Here is a 20,470-nt window from a genome sequence, read left to right as displayed (position 1 = left end):
TTCGCTGGCAGATCGGCTTCGCCTGAAAGAAGAAAGAACGGCTCCGCCTGAGTTAACGGAACGGAGTTCCTGAGTTTACGCGCTTTGCGCTGAGGGAACGCTCGTACCGAGCAGAGAGCGTTCGCCCTGCTCACTGGTAGATTGTGCAAAGCCTGAAAGAAGAAAGAAGAAAGAAGAAAGAAGAAAGAAGAAAGAAGCTTATACCGCAGATGGTACAGATGGGGTGACAATTTGCAGAACTATGACCAAATTTTAAATCATTATTTAATAATACCTATTGTTTTCACTTGTTTATGTTCAATTCAAACAATAATATATTAAAATTAAGTCTGATTTATAGGAAGGTAGATTATTAAAAAGTTTTTACTTATTATTTTTACGCTATTGAGCAATTCTTTATATGCTGATCGAGAGTTTCCAGGACTGGAAAATAGTCGTTTAGCTTTTGATTTAAGTTCTCGTAGTTCTTACTGGAACGAAGCTGACGAGCTCAGTTTACAACATTTTATAGGAATTGATTTTTATAAAATAATTACTGTAAATGGGGCTGATTTCGGGAGTTTAACCATCCAACCTTTTGTCAATCGAATTGATAATGGCTACAGAACTCCTGGTGTCTATGATGATAATCATGACTGGGAATTTTTATTCAGAACTTTTGCCTTAAATATTAATGCATGGGGCAGTGACAAGCCCTATTTTAAAATAGGTCATTTTGAAATCCCTTTTGGTGGTGAATACAATAAAGATAGCTTTGGGGATCTTCATCAATATGGCCAAGGAGCTAAAATTGGTATGAAAATGGATTGGGGCTTTGCCATGGGGCAAGAACTAGATGGCTGGCTTTATGAAATAGCCTTGACACGAGGTTCTGGCATGAAATACAGGGATAGAGAGGATCCCTACGCCATTTCTGGTAGAGTTGGTAGTTTAAACGACAGTAATTTTGATTATGGTTTGTCGTTTTTTCATGGCGAGGTTTTAAAAGAAAAATCAACCACTAAACGAGATATAATGGCTTTGGATTTTGAATATTACTTTGAGAATAAAAGTGTCTTAATAGAAATACATGGTGGGCAAATCGAAGATGAAGATTTGTTGGGAAGCCTATTAGAATTCAATATAAAAAGTGATGATGAGCGTGCTGAAGTCTACATACAACATTTTTATCAAAATCTAGAAAATAATACTTATTTGTCACGAGCAGGTATTGGTATAAGTTACCAGATAAACAATCAATTGAATTTAAGCAGTCAATTTATGAAGGAATTTGAATCTCCTCCAGAAGAGCAAGAGGAACTAATTGAATTTCAAATACGTTACAGGTTTTAGGAGATAATCATGATAAAATATTTACTCTCTACCTTATTTATTTTTACTAGCCTTGGCTATAGCCAAGGCTACTGTGCCTTGAGACATCCCCAATCCAAAATCAATATACTTTATCCAGAATGTCAAAATTTTGAGACTATTATATCTACGATTGATGATCAAACTCGTCTTGATGTTGAACAACACCTAGGTTTTCCACTTTATTTCTATGAAATTGGTCGACATAATTTATATGCTGTTAAAAAAGAGACTGATTTACTTGGGATTGTTCACGCTAGATCAGAAAAAAGTAAGTGGGGTTTAGTCGAAATAATTTGGTCTTTGGATTTAAATTTAAACATTGATGATTTTACTTTTCAGCGTTGTCGTACAAGTGCAAAAAACAGGCTGCTTGATGATAGTTTTAAAAAAATAATCAGAGGCAAAAACTTCACTGAAATCAAAGCTATTTTAAAAAACTTAGTGAATAATGAGCTCTACCAAAACTTGAATAACGATCAAAAAATACTCACTGAAATCTTATTAAAATCCGCTATAAAAACAATTGCTTTAACCGAATCTTCCTGGGCGGATGAGATTAAAAAACTGCGCTTGAAACATTTAAGTAAAAAAGATAAAATCGAATATAAATTGATCAGTAGCGATAATGACTCTGATGCTAATGAGATAAAATTCTTTAAAGATACGGATGATAAACATTTTTTTATATGATAAATAAAACGACACAGAATTATTACATGGGTGAACACAAGCAAGGTAAATTCAATGTTTTATATCAACCTGTACTTTTACCTAAGCCTAAAGATTCTATGAGCTTTACAAGCATTAAAGCTCTAGGACTTGCCCTTGATAATATACAACCGGCAACTGACGAATAATGAAAATCAGTTTTTATACTATAGTACTTGTTATATCGTGTATGTGTGTGGGTTTTTTAGCTGTTGGAGTCGTTTTATATAACTCTCATAAACTAAACTTAAAACAGCAACAATTACAAGAATCTCTCCGTGAAGAATTGAGAATAAAAGAAGCTAATATGCTTCTAAAACAATGGTTAATGTCCCTAGATTTATATTTAAATAATAGAGAAGCTTATATTTATGATAGCTTAGTCGATCAAGGTGAGGCCATAACATTTCTCAATAATCAATTTAAAGAAAAAAAACGTTTAAAAGTCTTGAACAAAAAAATTAATGCGGTCTTAAATTTATGTTCTGTAGCCCATCAGCCAGGAAAAAGAAAACTTAATGAAAATGAATGGGTTCAGATCATTAGTAAAAGTGATGCACTAACGGAAGATTTATATCAAGCTCTAAACTTATACTCAACTGATTTAATCATTCGAATAAATAAGGAGAAAGTGAAAATAAATTCTCGTCAAATTACTTTAAAACGAACTCTATATATATGCCCAACTGCATTTATCATTTTCACTTTTCTCATCATAAAATGGTCCAATAAAACTATTGCTGACCCCATAAAACTTTTAAAGACATTGGCAAGTAAAGAAGAGATTTCGACGGAGAATTTTCCCTACAAAAATCCTGTAGAGTTAAAAAGTCTAGCTGACACTTTAAAACAATATGTTCATGATTTGGAAAAGGCAAAAGAACTTGCCTGGAGTAAAACTAAGCAAGTAGAAAATATAAATATACGAATCAGTAGCATAATGGAAACAGCTGCAGACGCAATCATTTGCTCAAATGCCAAAGGAGAAATTTTCACAATGAACGCATCCTTTCGCGACTTAGTGTCTTTAGAAAAAAATGACTCCGATAAAATGTATTCTTGTGATGATTTCATAGATGAAATTAATTTGGAAAACTATCACTTCAATACTGACAACAAAAAGGTGCTTACAGAACAAAAATCTTTAGAGAGTGTTAATGGTGAAAAAATCAAAATAGAACTATCTGTGAGTACATTCAAAATAGATGAAAACATTTTTTTCACCCTTATTATCCGCGACATAAGAGAGCGAGAACAGATGCAAGCACAGCTCTTACAATCACAAAAAATGGATTCTATTGGGATTTTGGCATCTGGAATTGCCCATGAAATTAATACTCCTATCCAGTACATAACAAATTACTGTCTTTTTTTACAAGAGTCATACGATGATATACTTGAGTACTTAAAAGCGAGTCATGAGCTAGATAGCAAGCAAAAAGAAGCGCTTTACGATGAGATGGATCTAGATTTTGTTAACACCGAAATCCCCGTTGCTCTTAATGGTAGCCTAGAAGGCTTAAAAAAGGTAAGTGACATTGTAAAATCCATGAAAATCATGGCTCACCCATCTAAAGCAAAGAAAATCGACTATGATGTAAACTCTTTAATTAAAGAGGCTGTTCTACTATCTAAGAATGAATGGGGGAAAAATGCAAAAATGGAAATGATTTTGGATGATAACATTCCTAAAATCAATTGTTTTCCTGGTTTCCTATCACAAACTTTTATCAATATTATTATCAATGCCGCTCATGCAATTGAAGCTCAAGTTAAACAACAGCAAATTGCTACTGATGGCAAGATAAAGATTATCTCAAAATTAAAAGACCAGGAAATTATCATTAAATTTATTGATACTGGAACGGGGATTAATGATAAGATAAGAACAAAAATTTTTGACCCCTTTTTCACAACTAAAGATGTGGGTGTCGGTACGGGGCAAGGTTTAGCCTTGTCCCATGACTTTATTGTCAATAAACATAATGGTGAGATTGATTTTTCTTCTAATAGTGGCTTAGGCTGTACTTTTTTAATTACTCTACCTTTTGAACAAAAAAACGCTTAAATACTCATACTCGATAAAAATCCCTAAAACATGACACATTGAGTATCGGAATGAAGTTTCAGAGGGCCCGGCACTTGCTTTAAAGAGCAAACTTAAACCTCCGATCGTACAGATTTAGGTAGCGGGCTCCCATTTTTAATTATAAATCAGTGAAGAGCAAAGCTATTTAATCTATGGGTAGGAAATAAGTGGGCCATTGATTTCTCCATGTAGGCATCGTAGGCGCAACTCACTTGGATATTTACCGCTCTCAAAGTCAAGCCATATAAATTATACTGCAGGTCCAAATAATTTTTGAAATAGTTTATCTGCTGTTTTTTGAGATTTTTCTGCAAAATTTTCTGCTGAAAAGTTTTCCTCTTCACTAACAATTATAATGTGAATTCCCGGATCTTGGCGGAAGCCAAAGGTATGCCAAAGATAATCACGATGATTATCGAGTAGATTTTCACGCACAATAAAAAACTCCCTAAACCATCGTTGGCCATCAGTTTTTACATTAGGGATATTTGATTCTTTTAGATGAATTCCACGATATTGTAAACATACTTCTATTGCATGATGTCGATCACTTCCTTGTGGATCATACCACAGTAAGCCAAGTTCAGGTGATTGACCTTCAAGTCTCAATTCATATCCCATTCCTTGAAGGACTCTTTGCTTTACATCAGCAGGGGGTTGTAAGTGATTTATGTTTACGTTAAAAATAATACTAGCGAGAAAAGGTAGAAATAGTAATGGTGCGGTACATGCTGTTAAGGAACGTTCCCAAGTTCTATTTAAACACACCAAAGGGGTTTTTGATTTTAATATCTTTTGCTTATACCAAGTTAATACGGAAAACGCTAAAATGCCTAATCCCCATATGTTTGCACCAGGTATAAGAACAAATAGTGGACATGAGACGCATAGGCATATAATTCCGGACGGACTACGAAGCCAGTTCAGGTTAACTGTGAGAGGACAAGTTAAAAGCCAAGGTAGCCAAAGCGATTCTATACCTATCCAGATAATGATTAGTGCTACAAAAAACCATAATATGAGCAAGCGGATGTGATATTTATGAAAATTATTCGTGAAATTACTATTTAGAAGATAAAGAAGTGCAGCCAAGGCAGTAAGCCAGTGATAGCTTATGTTTAACAGCGGCGCAAGTAAAGCAATGACTGTGGAGATATGTAGCAATTCAAAAAATAGAGATTTTTTTGATCGCTCAGTATTTCTAGGAATGGCAAGTAGAGCAAATGGAATAAGCCAGAACAAACCAAAAAAGTAATGGAGTTGCGGTGATTCGACTTCAGGGTAAACGAAATAACGATAGCCCACTAGAGTGAGTACACGCAAAACATTGGAGGCTATTGCAGCGGGTATAATACAGGCCAAGCGCCAGAAGTATTTTGAATTTTGCTCTACATCTCGATTCATCCATGTATACACGGCTAATAAAACAAGTAACAAATTCATACCTGCACAATCCCTAGTCCATGGAATTGTGAGTTGATTTACAGTGAAGTAGACGCCATGATCTGCGGTGGATAAACTAGCTAAATTTAAGCAAAATAATGCTACAGGCTTACAAATTGCACCGTAAATGTCTACAACATAATCTTGTGAAGCCAAAAACGAAAATATTAATAATGGCACGAGCCCCTTTAATAGTGAAGGAGTATTCTTGGTATTACTATCCAGCTGCGGCATCTTAGTAGCCTATGTTAACTGGCAATTTTAGTTTTAAGAACAGCGGCGGCAGCAAAAATAACGAGAGCTAAAAAAGGTGGTACTGGGGCGCCTGGAGCATTTTCTTCAAAGGCCCAAGCCCAATCTTCTGACGGAGTATCAACGTTTGTTGTTTCTGTACCTGATACTTCTGCTATTATATTCCCCAATGACTCTTGACTATCAGTTTCCGGATTAAAGCTTTCTACACGCGTGGTGTAGTTATCGGATTCAAATCCCCCACCACCATTTTGTGTGAGTTCAATCTTGTCCCATGAAGTTTCAGCATCACCGAAAAAATTAATAAAAGCGTAGGGTTCACCACCATTACCACCTGTGAGTGGGTTCCCATAGTAATCTTGATTTAAATTTAAGTTTCCAAACATAGATTCAGTTGTGTATCTGGCAACGAGCTCATCTTCATTATAAAATGATAACTGATTGTTTTTATCACCTGCCGACCACCAGAAACCAAAATATGAGCTTTTTTGATTAAGACTTAAGGTACTGACGGGTGTCCAATTATTGCCTTGCCAAGAGAATTTCGAGGCTTGGCCTGTTTGATCGTCTACTGCTCCACCCCAAACATTTGCATTTGAAACAAATAACTTATCGAATGAACCTACTCCATCCCATGAAACATTATTATTCAAGCCATTTGTCAAATTATTGAAGTTGAATTCACTCGTGTTACTCAAAGAGCTAGAGGTAGCTGATGAGTCTTCAGTAATTGTTACTAAGGTTGATTGTGCACTCACTTGTTGAACAAACAAGAAGGTAATAAATAGCAATACCTTTATAAGTTCATGTGGAATTTTCATTATATTTTCTCTATTTTTACATTTATTATAAATCTATATATGGTACTTTTATTATTAGCTGTTGTGTGTATTACTCATATCATTTAGAATACATTTCAACTAAAATAATTTATATCGTATTCTAATGTAAATAGCTGAGCGTATAAATGGCTTTTCACTAATATTCATTTTTCTATCTCCTTTATTATTGATAAAAAGATGTAAGAAAAAGCTAGGCTAAAACAATAGAAATATACATAAGTATTTTGAATGAAACAGTTTATGAAATCATTTTATTTATAGATATCAATAAATTCACCAATTTCATACAATTAAAAATGTGGAACTTGGTATGATTTGGTAGGGACCTATCAAATTTTTTGGAGATTTGTACCTATCTAAGAGCCAAGTATATGAATTCTTTAAGCATGCCATAGCGCTCTATAATTTTTTATAAGATCCATTATCTTTCGGCGGGCATAATTCTTTACTTTTAATGAATTAGAGACTTAAAAGAACGCTTTATAGAAAGTACGATTCCACCTTAAAGAAAAGAACCGAGGTGTTTGAGTTGACGGAACATTATTCCTAACTTGACGCTCATGCGGAACTGAGATCGTTCGCCCTGCTTCCTCCAAATCGGCTGATGCTAGGAACAAAGAAAAAACTTAAACCACAGATTATTCAGATTTGCTAGCTTGCGGGGGGGGATTTAGCTAAAAGAGTTGAGGACAGAGGCCTTATTTATTTTTATCTGTTCTATCTGCTAGATCTGTGGTTAAGAACAAAGTTATTTAAAATATGGATTACCGAGAAGGTGAAAAACTATCTTTTATTTGTAGTATTGTGACTCCGTCCACTTCCCTTCAAGTCCGGCGGTAATCGGGGAAAATTAGACTATTTACAGCTTGAGATGAGCCTATTAAAAAAGTTTGGCTTGGAGAAGAAGTCACCCTACTCCAGTGGACTGATACTCATGAGGTGCTAGAGAACACGATTTTAAAAGTTTCCATTGGCCATAAAATATCATGATTAGACTGAGACTCTCGAGGATTTTCAAAAAGTCTTTATGGCCGATAATCCTTAATCTAGAAATATAATCTCCCTTATAAATCACCCCGATTTTCAGAGAAATATAAATGAATAATAAGGAATAAGCAAGGATTAAAATAGTATTGAAGAAAGGTAGAGTCTTATGCTTCGTGATGATACGACTGAGGATATAGCTCAAAATGAGATGAACTAAAATAAATGCTATAATTATAATAGTGTATTTATAAGCTCTGATATTAAAAAAATCGATGAGATATGCCGCGTAATCATTGAGTAAAACTTGGAGGTCTAGTTGTTTATTAAATCCTAAAAAAAGGAGTATGTAAATACACGACCTTTGAATAATGAGCGGTTTACTAAGCTTAGATTTTTTTGCCTTGTTCAAAGTATAAAAACTTATCCCAATACAGATAAAATAGGCAAAAGTAATGAGCCAACTCCATAAGTCGGGATCACCCACATGTAATTTCCATTTAAAGAGTATTTCAGCTGAAAGTAATCCATTCATAGACATATTTTATAAAACTTTTTTACAGGCATTAAGATTGCTTATTATTCTCACACTGACAATAATAAGTAGAAGGATGAAAAAGCCTATTGAGTATTCGAAAAAAGGGATGGGATGTTGAGTGAATCCAGTGATCATTACACAAGCAACAATCTTTAGCTAAAATGCGCTTTCTACTTAGCTTATCATTAGCTTTCTCAACTCTATTATCCATGAACACAACACTGGTATCATAAGATTTCATTTTAAAGCTCCTTAAATTAAAAAGTTCTACTGCTAAGCCAGCCCATTTTGAATGCCAAATAAGATATTTTATTGAGTAGAGGTTTCCGCTTAAATTTTTTGCTATCTATATCAAAAGTCGAATTTAAAATTGCTGTTTCACTGAGTTTCATTTTGTATCTCCTGTTTATTATTGAATTAACAAAACAGAAAAGATCAGGCCAAAGAATAATAAAAATACATAAGTATTTGGTATTCAAACTGTTAGTAACTTACATAACTCGCGCGATTAATGATTTTTCACAGATTTGATACATCTATAAATAAGAAATCACACACTGTCACTAAAAACCGCCACATTGATTTTTTTCACAATGACCCATTAAACGAGCTAAAGACCTTTAGTTGCTAGTTAAGTTCTTAATTCTCTAAAATGAAATGGACTTTCTTCTTTATTTACTTTCTATGAAGAGACTAGACAGCTTATTATTTTAATGGAAATTAATAGAGTCAATCATGAGCTTTCATTTTTATTGATAAAGCAGAGTAGATAAGCCTGTTTTATCGTAAGCCATTAAGAATCAATTAGATAAAATTATTTTAGATGTTCACCACAAAAGTACGACCATTAGAAAGCTTAAAGATTCATGCGAAAAAACTCTCAGTATGGATGGAAGAAAAGCAAAGAGACGTTTTTTTAAGTTTTCTGTTTGGGTGAATTAATGAAGTAAAGCACCCTGATTTTGAGTTCGTCTAAATGTAAGGATGTATAAAATGAAACTTGATATTGAAACCATTAAAGTATTGTCACCTTACAAAGACCTTTTCCCCATCGATAAAGATGCTTTAAATAAACTGATCAACAAAGTTGAATTAGATGGCTTAAATGGCCAAGAATCGATCGTTTATCGCTACATAAAAAATATTGGCTATGTGCTGGTTTATGGGCATATTATTCTTGAGGCGGCAACGCAGGCCGGACTTGTTTATGTCAATGCAATCAGAGTCGATTTCGAGGACGAAGAACAAGCTATAAAATATGCTCTTGATAAACACGAGCAGAAGCAAGCTTTAAGCAAGCCTGCAGTCACCCAAGACCCCAAAGAAGCCTCAGTCGATGAATCCACCGAAACAGAAGAAGAATACATCGAGCGCAGAAGTCGTGATTATGCCAAACAGATTGGTGAGCAACTTAAAAAAGCGGGTTTCGATTCAGCACAAATCCAACATGTTTTGTCTTTGGTAGAAGTATAAAATTCCACGCTTAACTAGAACAAGTGCTAAGGCCCATAAAGGGGCTGATGTCTCACCTCTAGGTGGCTAAAAAGCTTGTATCCGTGTCGACGATGCTCGCACTCTCACCATTTCAGAAATTTCCACTTTAATACTTTTGGTAATTTCCTCACCAATCCCAAAGCAGGTTTATTCTTCATTGATTTTAAAAAAGGTCATTTGCTCACTTTAACCGGCCGTTTAGAAGTCCTCTGGAGTTCACCCGAGATCAAAAAATTTAACCAAGCCTAGCAACTTTGGCCATTTACTCTTGATCACGCTTACGGGATCAAAAGTGCGCTGCCGCTTAATAACACGTTAAAACCATGAATAATTTGGCGAGAGCCCATAAACTCATTAAAAGGGTATATAATTGCTTAAGGTCTAATCAAGCCAATAGCAAAAAGGAGGCTCCACAGATTAAATTGAAACACTTAGTTCAAGAAATAGAGGCCTGTACTATCTGCCAAGAATTCCTGCCCCTAGGTCCTCGACCGGTCATTCAAGTTCATGAAGATGCGAAGGTGCTCATCGTCGGGCAAGCTCCTGGCATTCGTGTTCACAAGAGTGGCAAAGCCTTCGATGATCCTAGTGGTGATCGTTTGCGTCAATGGATGGGCATCAGTCCAGAAGATTTCTATGATTCTCATAAAATTGCTATTGTCCCCATGGGATTTTGTTATCCCGGAACGGGTAAATCTGGCGACCTGCCTCCACGTAAAGAATGCGCTGAACAATGGCGTCAGCAGCTTTTGGATCTCTTACCCAATATTGAACTCACTATCGTCATTGGCAATTATGCAATGGATTGGCACCTCAAGGATAGTAAAGAACGCAATCTGACTGAGACTGTAAAAGTGTGGGAGAACTACATACCCGCAATTCTTCCCCTACCGCATCCGAGCCCACGAAATAATATCTGGCTCAAGAAACACACCTACTTTGAAAAGCAAGTCATCCCCTATCTTCAAGAGCGTATCAAACAAGTCATCCCTTAATAAAAACTTACTTAAAGCTCATAGGAAAAACTCAGTTTTCATCTATCTTATTGAAATCATTAAGGAAAAGCATGCAGTTTTATCAACGTCCAGAAATACTTTTAGAAATACCTGATAATGTCGAATTTATTAATGACCTATCCTATACCGATAGTGACCTGCATTCGCGACAGAACCTTCATTTACTCAAGCCCAAAAACATCACTAAGAAACTTCCCCTTATTATTTATATTCATGGTGGTGCTTGGCTCCATGGGGATAAGGATTTACAAATCCCCCACTTAATCCCTTATGTTGCTAGTGGCGACTTCATTGCGGTTGCACTTAATTACCGCTTTAGTCAACAGGCCCCATGGCCGGCTCAAATTGATGATTGTAAAACGGCCCTTAGCTATTTATTGAAAAATTCAGATAAGTACGGTATTGATACAGAAAAAGTCGCTATCTGGGGTTCTTCCTCTGGGGCTCACCTCAGTCTTCACTTAGTCAATGACCCCAGAGTTCACGCTAATGTAGCTTATTGTGCTCCTTCACATTTTCGCCCTTTATTAGAAGTTATGAAAGCCGAAGAACACCACTTAAAGAGTCATGGAGCAGCAGATTCGCCAGTGATACAACTTATCGGATGTAATCCGCTAGAAAATCCACAAAAACTTCTAGCCGCTAGTCCCTTTGAGTATATCAGCCAAGATTCTTGTCCTACGTTACTGGCTCATGGTACCGAAGATGAAGCGGTTCCTTATGGTCAGTCTTTAGCGATCAAAGAAAAAGCCGATTCTTTGGGAATCGACTTTAACTTAATTACTCTCAATGGTTATAAACACAAATTTAGCCATCCCGATTTGGATGAAGCAGTGAAAAACTTTTTTTATTACCATTTACATGGTCAGGGTGAATCTAGTCAGGATTTTAAAATTAATTAAAGATCCATGCCTGATACTTTAACCATCACGAAATATTCGGCATCTTTCAAAATATCGGTGCCATCACTGGGGAAAATTTTATCATAAGCACTTGGTGGAATTTTGAAATTTCCGCCATCGGGACTGATACACTCTAAGTATTCATTCTTGATGACATTCGCTCGCCCATGCATAGTTTTGACTTGAAATTTAGGCTCTTCCATATTCGTGCATTTACCAAACTTATCTTCTTCTTCAAGCTTACAAAATACCACGCAGAGTTTGCGCCCTTCTAAATAATTTAATTCCGTTGACATAATAAAGTTCCATATTTTTTTTAAAAGCTAACACCAAGACCAGTTCTTTCCGCTCAAAAAGGTGTATATTCGCCAAAATTCATTAAGGAAAACGTCAAAATGCAGATCTCGGCCATCAGTATAAACCAAACAGCACTCGATTGGGATAATAATTTAGATAGAATTAAATCCGCCATCTCCCAATGTTCTACGAGTGATTTTATTTTATTTCCAGAGATGTCCTTAACTGCCTATGGCTGCGAAGATGTCTTTCTAAGTCAGCATCTCAGAGTAAGAACTTTGGCTTTATTGAAAGATTTAGTTCCCTGCTCAAAGAATAAAATTATTGCTGTAGGCTTACCACTAGAAATAAAGAAAAAGCTCTATAACGCCATTGCCGTGCTTGCCGATGAAAAAATCATTGGATTTTACTGTAAAAAACACTTAGCTAACGATGGTCTGCACTACGAGAAACGCTGGTTTGAACCTTGGCCTGATAGACTCGTCGAAACCATCAATATTGATGGCCAACTGATTCCAGTTGGCGACTGTATTTTCCAAGTCAATAACTTCCGCTTTGGTTTTGAAATATGCCAAGATGCTTGGGAAGAGTCGCGTTTTGACTCTCATTTAAGTGAGTTACAGCTCGATTTAGTTTTAAATCCCAGTGCCTCACATTTTGCTCTTGGCAAACAAAAAATACGTAAACAGCTCATTATTGATGGTGCCAAAAACTTTGATTGTCATTACCTCTATGCCAATCTCAATGGCAATGAATCGGGAAGAATCATTTATGATGGCGCTGTATTTTTCTCCTCCCCTGACGAACTTTTATATGAATCACAAAGACTTCACCTGGAAGAGTTTCGAGTTCACCAATTTGAATCAGAAATTGTGGCTAAAGAAAAATATACTCAATCGCCCTGCTTAGTTCACTTTACACATGAATTTAACAAAAATAAGACTCGTGGGGCTATTGCAAACTATCCCGCTACAGAGCCCTTGGATCAGTATCAAGAGTTCTTATTAGCAGAAACCCTCGGCTTATTCGATTATATGCGCAAGAGCTGGAGTAAAGGCTTTATTCTCTCACTCTCGGGTGGCGTTGATTCTGCTACTTGTGCCACACTCGTTTATCACATGTGTGAGCGCCTCATCAAGGACTTAGGTCTAAGCGAAGTTCATTCACGACTCTCTTATATTCCTGAAATCCAAGAAGTCACTTGTGCCAAGAGCCTCTCTAAACTTTTATTAAGTTGTGTTTATCAAGCTTCTGCCAATAGTGGCCCTGTTACTGAAAAAGCCGCTCAAGAACTGGCCAAAGCGATTGGTGCTCAATACCATTTCTTCGATATCGAACCCCTATTGCAAATGTATCGTCAGCTCAATGAAACTGCCATGGGCAGAGAACTCGCTTGGGAAAGTGATGACTTAGCCATGCAGAATATCCAAGCGCGAGGTCGTGCGCCAGGAGTTTGGATGATGGCCAACCTCAAAGGCGCCCTACTGCTTACCACTTCTAATCGTTCTGAAGCTGCTGTAGGCTACGCAACCATGGATGGCGACACTTGTGGGGGCCTTTCCCCTTTAGCAGGCATTGGCAAAGTGTTTTTGCGCCAATTCCTAAAGGAAATAGAACATCATCAACTTTGCGGACTTAGCAGCATCCCTGCCCTTGCTTACGTTAATGCTCAAGAACCAACGGCTGAATTGCGCCCCCCTGGTGAAGAACAAAAAGATGAAGAAGATTTAATGCCCTATGAAGTTTTGGATCAAATTCAGAAACTCGCCATTCGCGATCGCATGAGTCCCAAAGAGATTTTTAATGAACTCTGCAAAGATACCCCTGAAATGCAAAGCTTTGGCTACCTCAAACGATTTTTCACCCTTTGGAGCCGCAATCAATGGAAGCGCGAGCGTTATGCGCCCGCTTTTCACTTGGATGACGAAAGCCTGGATCCCAAGACTTGGTGCCGCTTTCCTATCTTATCAGGAAGCTTTAAGCTCGAGCTCAGTGAAATTGAGCAAGAACTCAAAGAAGTCTAGTTTTATTTAATTTTTACGAATGTCTTACCGAGTGGCTCAGTAGTTTCTTTTAGTCGCGCACGCATTTTTTTGAGTATTTCTTTATACTCAGGATTCTTGGCGAAGTTAACTAGCTGATTAGGATCTTTTTGTAGGTCGTGTAGAAACTCATAGCCATTTTCCTCATAATGAGCATAGACATAACGTTCAGCACGGATGCCTTCCCAATTGGGGATCGTTTTATGTTTACTAAAGAATTCTCCAAGGAAGTCAGTGCGCCAATCACTTGGTTTATTCCCTTCAATCAAAGGCTTGAGGCTGCGACCATTATATTCTTTTGGAGTTTCAAGTCCCGCATAATCGAGCATGGTGGCACCGAGGTCAATATTGAGCGCCATGGCGCCAATTTTTTGGCCACGCTTATCTTGCTGTTGTGGATCGAAAATAATGAGCGGCACTCGCAAAGATTCTTCATAATGAGTCCATTTACCCGCGAAGCCACGATTGCCTGCGTAATAGCCATTATCAGCTGAGTAGACGATGAGGGTATTATCATCAAAGCCCTTGGCTTTGAGTACTTCCATAACTCGTCCCACGGCAAAATCAATTCCCGAGGCCATACGCAGGTAATTGCGCATATTATGTTGATATTTCTCTGCTGTATCCCAACGCCATTTATAGCGATCCTGATGCATTGAATTGCGCATGAAATCAGGTTGAGACGCAAAGATTTTTGGGTCATTGAGTTTGGGTAGCGGCATAGTCATGTCTGTGTAGAGCTTTGCGGCCGAAGGTGGGTAAGGGAAATGATCTTTTTTATCATTATCTTCGGCATGAGTGGCATTGAAGTTGAGTGCGACAAAAAAAGGCGTTTCGCTACTTTGTTGCTTGATGAAGTCTACGGCGTAATCCGTTATCAGATCAGTTTCGTGACGCTTAGTTCCATCGGGCATTTTTTTAAAAAAGGGATTTCTACCAACTGGTTTAAACTCATCAAACATCATTTTTTGATGATCTTTTTTGAGTTTAAAATGAGTCTTGCCGAAATAAGCCGTTCGGTAACCCGCTTGCTTAAGCATTAAGGGATATGAGGTCGCGGTATATTTAGGATTAATTGTTCCGCCCTGGAAGCGATGCTTACGCAAATACATACCCGTCAAAATTGAGGCACGACTAATCCAACAGGTTGCGGTGGTGACAAAAGCATTTTCAAAGAGCGCACCTTGATCGGCAAGCTTATCAATATTGGGAGTCTGAATTATCGGGTGACCGGTACAGCCCAGTACATCATGGCGTTGATCATCGACGAGGAAGAAGACAATATTTTTTTTTGTTTCAGCTGCAGCAATAGCGCTAAGCAAAGTGATAAGTAGGAAATAATATTTCATTTTTTTCTCTTTAGGGCTTAATTAAATTAATATATGAGACTTTTTCAAGGCACAGAATGGTATACTTTTTATGAATGTGATCTACTTCTTTTGCAAGAACAGATGTGTTCCTTTCTTGTTGCTGACAATGATATCATTAAGGCCATCTTTATTAATGTCACCAGTACTGAACTGAGTTCCCACGCCTGAGTTATCATCAACTTTAATGGGCTTGTAGTAGGCTTTGCCATCTTCGCGAATCAGTTTGAACACGTAAAGCACCGCAGGCGCCATTGGCTCAGCATCACCTTTAGGACCGTGAGCCCAGTAGCGTTTTCCTGTGACGATATCCTTCAAGCCATCTTTATCCATATCAATGAGTTCTAGGGCATGTAACTGAGTAAACTTCACTCTATTAGACTTTGCTGTAGTTCCCATAATGACCTGCTTTGAAAAAGTTTTGTTGTCTATATTTTTAAACCAGTAGAGACCATAACCGTGGGCATTGCCTGAAGTGATGACATCATTTTTGCCATCGCCATCCACATCATAGGCAAACATCTGAGCTCCGCAATGTCGTTCGCCATTAGAAAACTGCTGCTGGTGATAAATCCATTCTTGACCTGACTTCAGGTCCGCAGGCTGTTCCAACCAACCATGACCCGCGAGCATATCCAAACGGCCATCATTATTGACATCTCCCATTCCAATCCCATGAGTGTACTTATGCCATTTTCCCTTAGCTGAAATTTTGTGAAAGATCCATTTGTCCAAAGGCTTAGCTGGGTTCATTTTTGCGTAGCCAAAATAACCATCATAATTACAAATGAGTTCCTCTGTTCCATCACCATCGACATCCAAAAGTTGCGGTGATTCATTATCGACTACGTCCCACAAGGCAACTTCGCGCCAAGTCCCCCCTGGCTTTCCCGGGTTGAGGTAAGCATAAAGCGGCGTGCCTGGCAGACCCGCGATTAGGATATCGTTCTTGCCATCTTGGTCGATGTCTCTTACCCAATTAATAAATGAGTTTGAATACTTAATAGGGTTGTAGGCATTATTTTCTACAGGGGTGTGCTTAAGCTTACCATTGAGTGGACGAATTTGATGCTTGACTTTGTAGTCGGGTCCTGCCCACCAAAAACTACCCGCAACGATGTCATTTATTCCATCGCCATTGAGGTCGCCATAGGCGGATCCCTCCGAATAAAACTTGGAACTTATACTAACTTTTTCAAAGTCCGCAAACAAAGCTGTATTCAGTAATAAACTGAGTAATAATAATTTTTTCATGAGTCTCTCTATGCTTAATAAGGTACTATAAATTAATCTTAACGCTTTCTAATGATTTATTGTTTTTCAAAAGCCTTGGCTTGCTTTATCATCTTACGCTTTATTTCTGCGTACTCAGGATTAGAACTTAAATTAGACCATTCATGAGGATCTTTTTGATGATCATAAAGTTCACCGCTACCATCTTCGTAAGAAATATATCGATAGCGCTCGGACTGCACAGCTGTATTTTGAGGTCCATAACTAATAAAAGCGGCATCGCGTTTAGCTTTGGAGTCTTTCAATAGAGGTAAAATTGATTGACCTTCTAAATGTTTTGGTTTTGCGACCCCGGCGAAATCACATAAAGTTGGATAGATATCAACATGTGATATGGGCTGATTATTCACTGTTCCCGAATTACTTAGCCCAGGAGCGACAACTATATAGGGTACTCGAGTGGTCTGCCGCCATAATGCTGCTTTGCACCAGTGTTCTTTTTCTCCTAGGTCCCAGCCATGGTCACTGGTGAGAATAATCACGGTATTGTTCCCACGAGGGTTATTCTTAAGCGCTTCTAAAAAGAGACCGATTTGTGTATCAACGTAATTTATACAGGCCAGATATGATTGCACCATATACTTCCATTCATCTTCTCCACCTAAATGGAGTATATGTTCATGCACTGTTCTTGGTTTAAAGAGGTCTTTGTGGGCATTTGACCGAGCTAAGGCCTTACCGTATTCTGGGAGATCTTCCAAGTCATCAAATTCTGGTCGCACGGGCAGCTCAATTGATTCTAAGGGGAACTTATCAAAATACTCTTTCGGTACATTGAAGGGACGGTGTGGTCTAAAAAATCCTACTGACATCAAAAGTGGTTTGTCACTTTTTTTGTTCCATTGCTCGATGGCCCACTGAGCTGTCTTATAATCGCCCGTTTGCGAATCCTGTAGATTCTGAGGTCCACCTTCTCGCCAAAGATTAACTTTCTTATTAGTAAAGTTTTTTACTTCTTTGGGGCGATCAAATTTATTATCTATTTTTGATTTCAAAGAACCATGGGCAACTTTGCCCCCACTCACCACTCGGTAATTTTGATTCATGAAGTGCGTGTGAAAATCAAAAGGCTTCTTAGGCGGGTTTTTTGAAGTGACCCCTTTGAGGGGCTGATCTTTAAAAAAGGGCATCTTCTTTGCTACGTTAAAATATTTCCCCGTACTTTTGGGATACAATCCAGTAAGAAAACTCATTCGTGAAGGCCCACACTGGGGAGCATTGCAATGTGCATTGTTAAAGAGAACACCACGAGAAGCAAGAGCGTCAAGGTTCGGTGTTTTACTTTGGGGATGACCACCCATCACTCCAATCCAATCGTTGAGGTCATCGACTACGATGAAGACAATGTCTTTTTTAGCCTCTTGCTCACTCGAAAATAGCGAGCAGGTCATAAGAATGACAATAGCTAAAGAGTAGATTTTATACATGATTTATTTCTCCGATAATTCCAAAATCGCATCACCCTTACCAGGTGAATGATGATTAAAGATCGCTAAGTAAAGCTTATTTTTATTAACAGTAAGGTAATAGGGCGTGATTCCACTGGGAAGTAAGTCACTTAGGTCAGTCCAATTTCCCTTGACTAGGTCATCTAAGGTTTTGAAACGAATAAATTTATTTATATCGTATTCAGTCCCTTTGGCGTAGCCTTTGGTGAAATAACTACTGGCATACCAATAGCCATTAAAAAACTCTGCGTCATTGAGTACTAAGCCGGTCTTAGTCCATGAACCTGCGGGGCCTTGTTTACCTGTTGGGTCATAACTATCGTAGATTTTAAATTGCTTTTTGTCCCAGTCTAGAACTTCTACAATGCGTCCCTTCGATGAACCAATAACGTAAAGTTTGCCATTGGCAAAAGTCAGCGCTCGTGCATAACCCATGGTGGGGACAGCTAATACACTTTCATTTTCACCTAAGGCGCTAAAGCGAAAAACCTGGCCTGAATTGGGGTTGATGGCATAAATCCATGCGCTATCGGGATCAATCACCACGTCGTGGGGTCTTTTTAAGCTAACTCCCGCAATCTTCTTGCTCTGAGCCTTGATAGTTGCACTAGAGAGGTCGGCAAAGGCGATCATGCGGTTATTACCCGTATCATTCACATAATAGAGCTTATCGGCTGGATTATAAGCCAATGAATGAAGGCCCTTCACTGGCAGGGGCGATACCTGGAAAGACTCTTCGGGGCTATTGCGATAGAGCAAGCGATTATTTTTTAAGTCGGAAATGATTTCCTGCTGACCTGGGCCGAAGGCAATATGGGTACACCAGCCTAATTGAATGCCATCTTTTTTAGAGACGTAATCTTTTAAAATGAGCCCATGCTCTTTGGCAGATAATTGATGCTGAGCACTTAGGACTTCATTGTGCTGACTTTCTTGTGCGATCAGTGGGATCGCACAAAAAAAGGCTAAACTTAAAAATTTTATCACTTAAACTCCCTAATAACTTTGCGTTTTTTGACTGGGTACCAATCATTGATCATTTTTGCGAGTTCCGCAAGTTTTTCTGAATGGTCTTTGGCGAGATTAACTTTTTCAGCAGGATCTTTTGACAGATCAAAAAGCTGCGGTTTGGAGTCGCTAGCTTTAGATTTTCCACCAGACTTTTGTTTACCTGGCTTACCATCGTAGCTTAAGAGCAACTTCCAATTATCTTTAATAACCCAGCGGTAGAGAAGGCTGGCTTCGGGATCACTGATATCGGCAATATCATGAGCAAAAGTTTCACCAAAGATATGATCACGGGGAATCACTTCCTGTGTAGTCATGTATGGATTGAGGTCTAGACCAGGGAGTCCTTTGGGCATTTTAGCGCCAGCAGCTGCAACAATAGTGGGAAAAATATCTAGGCTAGTGCATAATTCTTTTCGATCTTGTGCCTTATATTTCGCCGGCCAGGAGAAAAAGATAGGTGTACGCGTACCGCCTTCAAAGGGGGAGCGTTTTGAACGTGGAGCATAAGCATTTTTTTCCGGGTTTTGAATCCAGCCGTTATCACAAACATAGACTATCAGGGTGTTATCTCTAATGCCTCTGTCTTCTATGGATTGGATTAGATCTCCACAGGCCTGATCAAACCATTCACACATAGCATAATATTTTGCTATCGGTTCAGGTAAATTGTATTCCTGGTATTTTTTGAGAATGTCTTTCGGTGGCGTATGAGGTGTATGAGGCATGAAAGGTGCATACCAAAGGAAAAAAGGTTTTTCTTCTTTAATCGCCATATCCATAAAATCGGTAACGGGTTTATTTCCAGTACGACCAATCTTAAGGCCAACATCACCATGGCGTCCACCTTTATTGGGGTAGCCTTTGGTCATGCCGTGAGTAAAGCCACCACGCTGGTAACTTCCTTCCCACCACTTTCCACTTTGATGAGTGAGGTAACCCGCGTCAGTCAAAAGCTCGGCGAGGGTATCAAATTGATCGATTTTGGAAATCAAAGAGCCTTTAAGATCCGGATTATTTGGATTTTTGCTATCGCCTTTGGGGTCGTTTCCAGTGACACCATTGACATTTGAATAATGACCTGTTGCAAGTGTCATCAAAGACGGGCGACATAAGGCTGTGGGGACATAAGCACGTTTAAATAAGACGGACTCGGAAGCCAGTTTATCAAGATGAGGTGTTTTAATGTGTTCATGGCCCATGAAGCCATAATCGGTCCAGGCTTGATCATCTGAGAGGATGAGCAGGATATTGGGTTTGTCAGCTGCCTGTAAATTGATAAAAAAACTTAAAAATATTAATAACTTAATCTTCATATAGACTCCAATGTGTCAAATTTAATTTCTCTTGTCATGATGTTATACGGTCAGTCAATTAAAGTTGTGACAGCATAA

At 38.2% G+C, this 20,470-nt stretch carries 18 protein-coding genes; 8 read left to right on the top strand and 10 right to left on the bottom strand.

The annotated features are described in order from the left end of the window. Positions 1 to 384 precede the first annotated feature (384 nt). Genes PQO03_RS05315 through PQO03_RS05300 form a run of 4 tightly spaced genes read left to right on the top strand, consistent with a single transcriptional unit; the run spans position 385 to position 4,129 of the window. Positions 385 to 1,332 carry a hypothetical protein gene (locus PQO03_RS05315; RefSeq protein WP_274151712.1) on the top strand — a complete coding sequence of 316 codons (948 nt, stop codon included), beginning with the start codon at positions 385 to 387 and terminating at the stop codon, positions 1,330 to 1,332. A 9-nt stretch (positions 1,333 to 1,341) separates the two neighbouring features. After that, positions 1,342 to 2,043 carry a hypothetical protein gene (locus PQO03_RS05310; protein ID WP_274151710.1) on the top strand — a complete coding sequence of 234 codons (702 nt, stop codon included), beginning with the start codon at positions 1,342 to 1,344 and terminating at the stop codon, positions 2,041 to 2,043. A gap of 26 nt (positions 2,044 to 2,069) precedes the next feature. After that, positions 2,070 to 2,210, top strand: a complete 141-nt coding sequence (locus PQO03_RS05305; protein WP_274151708.1) for a hypothetical protein — start codon at positions 2,070 to 2,072, stop codon at positions 2,208 to 2,210. After that, complete coding sequence (locus tag PQO03_RS05300; RefSeq protein ID WP_274151706.1) at positions 2,210 to 4,129, top strand: PAS domain-containing sensor histidine kinase; 1,920 nt, start codon at positions 2,210 to 2,212, stop codon at positions 4,127 to 4,129. Before PQO03_RS05305 ends, PQO03_RS05300 begins: the two co-directional genes overlap by 1 nt. Before the next feature lie 270 nt (positions 4,130 to 4,399). Here the strand turns inward: PQO03_RS05300 and xrtZ are convergent, their stop codons facing one another. The 4 genes from xrtZ to PQO03_RS05280 form a co-directional block, all read right to left on the bottom strand. Further along, the gene (xrtZ, locus tag PQO03_RS05295) at positions 4,400 to 5,827 is read right to left on the bottom strand and encodes an exosortase Z (RefSeq protein ID WP_274151704.1); all 1,428 of its coding nucleotides are present in this window, start codon (positions 5,825 to 5,827) and stop codon (positions 4,400 to 4,402) included. 14 nt (positions 5,828 to 5,841) lie between these two features. Continuing rightward, on the bottom strand, positions 5,842 to 6,666 hold the full coding sequence (locus PQO03_RS05290; protein WP_274151703.1) for an Npun_F0296 family exosortase-dependent surface protein: 825 nt from the start codon (positions 6,664 to 6,666) through the stop codon (positions 5,842 to 5,844). A 1,571-nt stretch (positions 6,667 to 8,237) separates the two neighbouring features. Beyond that, positions 8,238 to 8,450 (bottom strand): hypothetical protein, encoded by a 213-nt coding sequence (locus tag PQO03_RS05285; protein ID WP_274151702.1) that lies wholly within the window; start codon positions 8,448 to 8,450, stop codon positions 8,238 to 8,240. A gap of 16 nt (positions 8,451 to 8,466) precedes the next feature. Beyond that, entirely contained in the window at positions 8,467 to 8,601 is a 135-nt protein-coding gene (locus tag PQO03_RS05280) for a hypothetical protein (RefSeq protein ID WP_274151700.1), read from the bottom strand. Between the two features lie 601 nt (positions 8,602 to 9,202). On the opposite strand from PQO03_RS05280, the gene PQO03_RS05275 reads away from it, so the two are divergent. From PQO03_RS05275 to PQO03_RS05265, 3 genes are all read left to right on the top strand, one after another. After that, positions 9,203 to 9,682 carry a hypothetical protein gene (locus PQO03_RS05275; RefSeq protein WP_274151698.1) on the top strand — a complete coding sequence of 160 codons (480 nt, stop codon included), beginning with the start codon at positions 9,203 to 9,205 and terminating at the stop codon, positions 9,680 to 9,682. A 443-nt stretch (positions 9,683 to 10,125) separates the two neighbouring features. Then, positions 10,126 to 10,698 carry a uracil-DNA glycosylase family protein gene (locus tag PQO03_RS05270; RefSeq protein ID WP_274151696.1) on the top strand — a complete coding sequence of 191 codons (573 nt, stop codon included), beginning with the start codon at positions 10,126 to 10,128 and terminating at the stop codon, positions 10,696 to 10,698. 71 nt (positions 10,699 to 10,769) lie between these two features. Beyond that, positions 10,770 to 11,621: an alpha/beta hydrolase gene (locus PQO03_RS05265; protein ID WP_274151694.1), complete on the top strand. Its 852-nt coding sequence runs from the start codon at positions 10,770 to 10,772 to the stop codon at positions 11,619 to 11,621. Here PQO03_RS05265 and PQO03_RS05260 read toward each other — a convergent pair. Then, the gene (locus tag PQO03_RS05260) at positions 11,618 to 11,917 is read right to left on the bottom strand and encodes a hypothetical protein (RefSeq protein ID WP_274151692.1); all 300 of its coding nucleotides are present in this window, start codon (positions 11,915 to 11,917) and stop codon (positions 11,618 to 11,620) included. The genes PQO03_RS05265 and PQO03_RS05260 overlap by 4 nt on opposite strands. Before the next feature lie 99 nt (positions 11,918 to 12,016). Here PQO03_RS05260 and nadE point away from each other — a divergent pair, with 99 nt between their 5' ends. Next, a complete protein-coding gene (gene nadE, locus PQO03_RS05255) occupies positions 12,017 to 13,942 on the top strand; it encodes an NAD(+) synthase (protein ID WP_274151690.1) in 1,926 nt (641 codons plus the stop codon). Positions 13,943 to 13,944: 2 nt separating this feature from the next. Here the strand turns inward: nadE and PQO03_RS05250 are convergent, their stop codons facing one another. The 5 genes from PQO03_RS05250 to PQO03_RS05230 all read right to left on the bottom strand — a co-directional run bounded on the left by PQO03_RS05250 (position 13,945) and on the right by PQO03_RS05230 (position 20,392). After that, positions 13,945 to 15,309, bottom strand: a complete 1,365-nt coding sequence (locus PQO03_RS05250; protein WP_274151688.1) for a sulfatase family protein — start codon at positions 15,307 to 15,309, stop codon at positions 13,945 to 13,947. An 81-nt stretch (positions 15,310 to 15,390) separates the two neighbouring features. Continuing rightward, complete coding sequence (locus PQO03_RS05245; RefSeq protein ID WP_274151687.1) at positions 15,391 to 16,581, bottom strand: FG-GAP repeat domain-containing protein; 1,191 nt, start codon at positions 16,579 to 16,581, stop codon at positions 15,391 to 15,393. A 56-nt stretch (positions 16,582 to 16,637) separates the two neighbouring features. Further along, entirely contained in the window at positions 16,638 to 18,047 is a 1,410-nt protein-coding gene (locus tag PQO03_RS05240; RefSeq protein ID WP_274151686.1) for a sulfatase, read from the bottom strand. A 3-nt stretch (positions 18,048 to 18,050) separates the two neighbouring features. Continuing rightward, on the bottom strand, positions 18,051 to 19,055 hold the full coding sequence (locus PQO03_RS05235; protein ID WP_274151685.1) for an NHL repeat-containing protein: 1,005 nt from the start codon (positions 19,053 to 19,055) through the stop codon (positions 18,051 to 18,053). Next, positions 19,052 to 20,392 (bottom strand): sulfatase family protein, encoded by a 1,341-nt coding sequence (locus tag PQO03_RS05230; protein WP_274151684.1) that lies wholly within the window; start codon positions 20,390 to 20,392, stop codon positions 19,052 to 19,054. Before PQO03_RS05230 ends, PQO03_RS05235 begins: the two co-directional genes overlap by 4 nt. Positions 20,393 to 20,470: the final 78 nt, after the last annotated feature.

It is taken from the genome of Lentisphaera profundi, assembly GCF_028728065.1.
Lineage (GTDB): Bacteria > Verrucomicrobiota > Lentisphaeria > Lentisphaerales > Lentisphaeraceae > Lentisphaera > Lentisphaera profundi.
Note: the sequence above shows the minus strand (reverse complement) of the source record. Positions and strands in the feature narration are given on the sequence as shown.

Bases quoted from the DNA above. Each gene is read 5' to 3' on its own strand.
- PQO03_RS05310 (WP_274151710.1), top strand. From the start codon at position 1,342: ATGATAAAATATTTACTCTCTACCTTATTTATTTTTACTAGCCTTGGC.
- PQO03_RS05260 (WP_274151692.1), bottom strand. From the start codon at position 11,917: ATGTCAACGGAATTAAATTATTTAGAAGGGCGCAAACTCTGCGTGGTA.
- PQO03_RS05275 (WP_274151698.1), top strand. From the start codon at position 9,203: ATGAAACTTGATATTGAAACCATTAAAGTATTGTCACCTTACAAAGAC.
- PQO03_RS05265 (WP_274151694.1), top strand. From the start codon at position 10,770: ATGCAGTTTTATCAACGTCCAGAAATACTTTTAGAAATACCTGATAAT.
- PQO03_RS05230 (WP_274151684.1), bottom strand. From the start codon at position 20,392: ATGAAGATTAAGTTATTAATATTTTTAAGTTTTTTTATCAATTTACAG.
- PQO03_RS05280 (WP_274151700.1), bottom strand. From the start codon at position 8,601: ATGAAACTCAGTGAAACAGCAATTTTAAATTCGACTTTTGATATAGAT.
- PQO03_RS05290 (WP_274151703.1), bottom strand. From the start codon at position 6,666: ATGAAAATTCCACATGAACTTATAAAGGTATTGCTATTTATTACCTTC.
- PQO03_RS05245 (WP_274151687.1), bottom strand. From the start codon at position 16,581: ATGAAAAAATTATTATTACTCAGTTTATTACTGAATACAGCTTTGTTT.
- PQO03_RS05240 (WP_274151686.1), bottom strand. From the start codon at position 18,047: ATGTATAAAATCTACTCTTTAGCTATTGTCATTCTTATGACCTGCTCG.
- PQO03_RS05300 (WP_274151706.1), top strand. From the start codon at position 2,210: ATGAAAATCAGTTTTTATACTATAGTACTTGTTATATCGTGTATGTGT.
- PQO03_RS05285 (WP_274151702.1), bottom strand. From the start codon at position 8,450: ATGAAATCTTATGATACCAGTGTTGTGTTCATGGATAATAGAGTTGAG.
- PQO03_RS05305 (WP_274151708.1), top strand. From the start codon at position 2,070: ATGGGTGAACACAAGCAAGGTAAATTCAATGTTTTATATCAACCTGTA.
- xrtZ (WP_274151704.1), bottom strand. From the start codon at position 5,827: ATGCCGCAGCTGGATAGTAATACCAAGAATACTCCTTCACTATTAAAG.
- PQO03_RS05250 (WP_274151688.1), bottom strand. From the start codon at position 15,309: ATGAAATATTATTTCCTACTTATCACTTTGCTTAGCGCTATTGCTGCA.
- nadE (WP_274151690.1), top strand. From the start codon at position 12,017: ATGCAGATCTCGGCCATCAGTATAAACCAAACAGCACTCGATTGGGAT.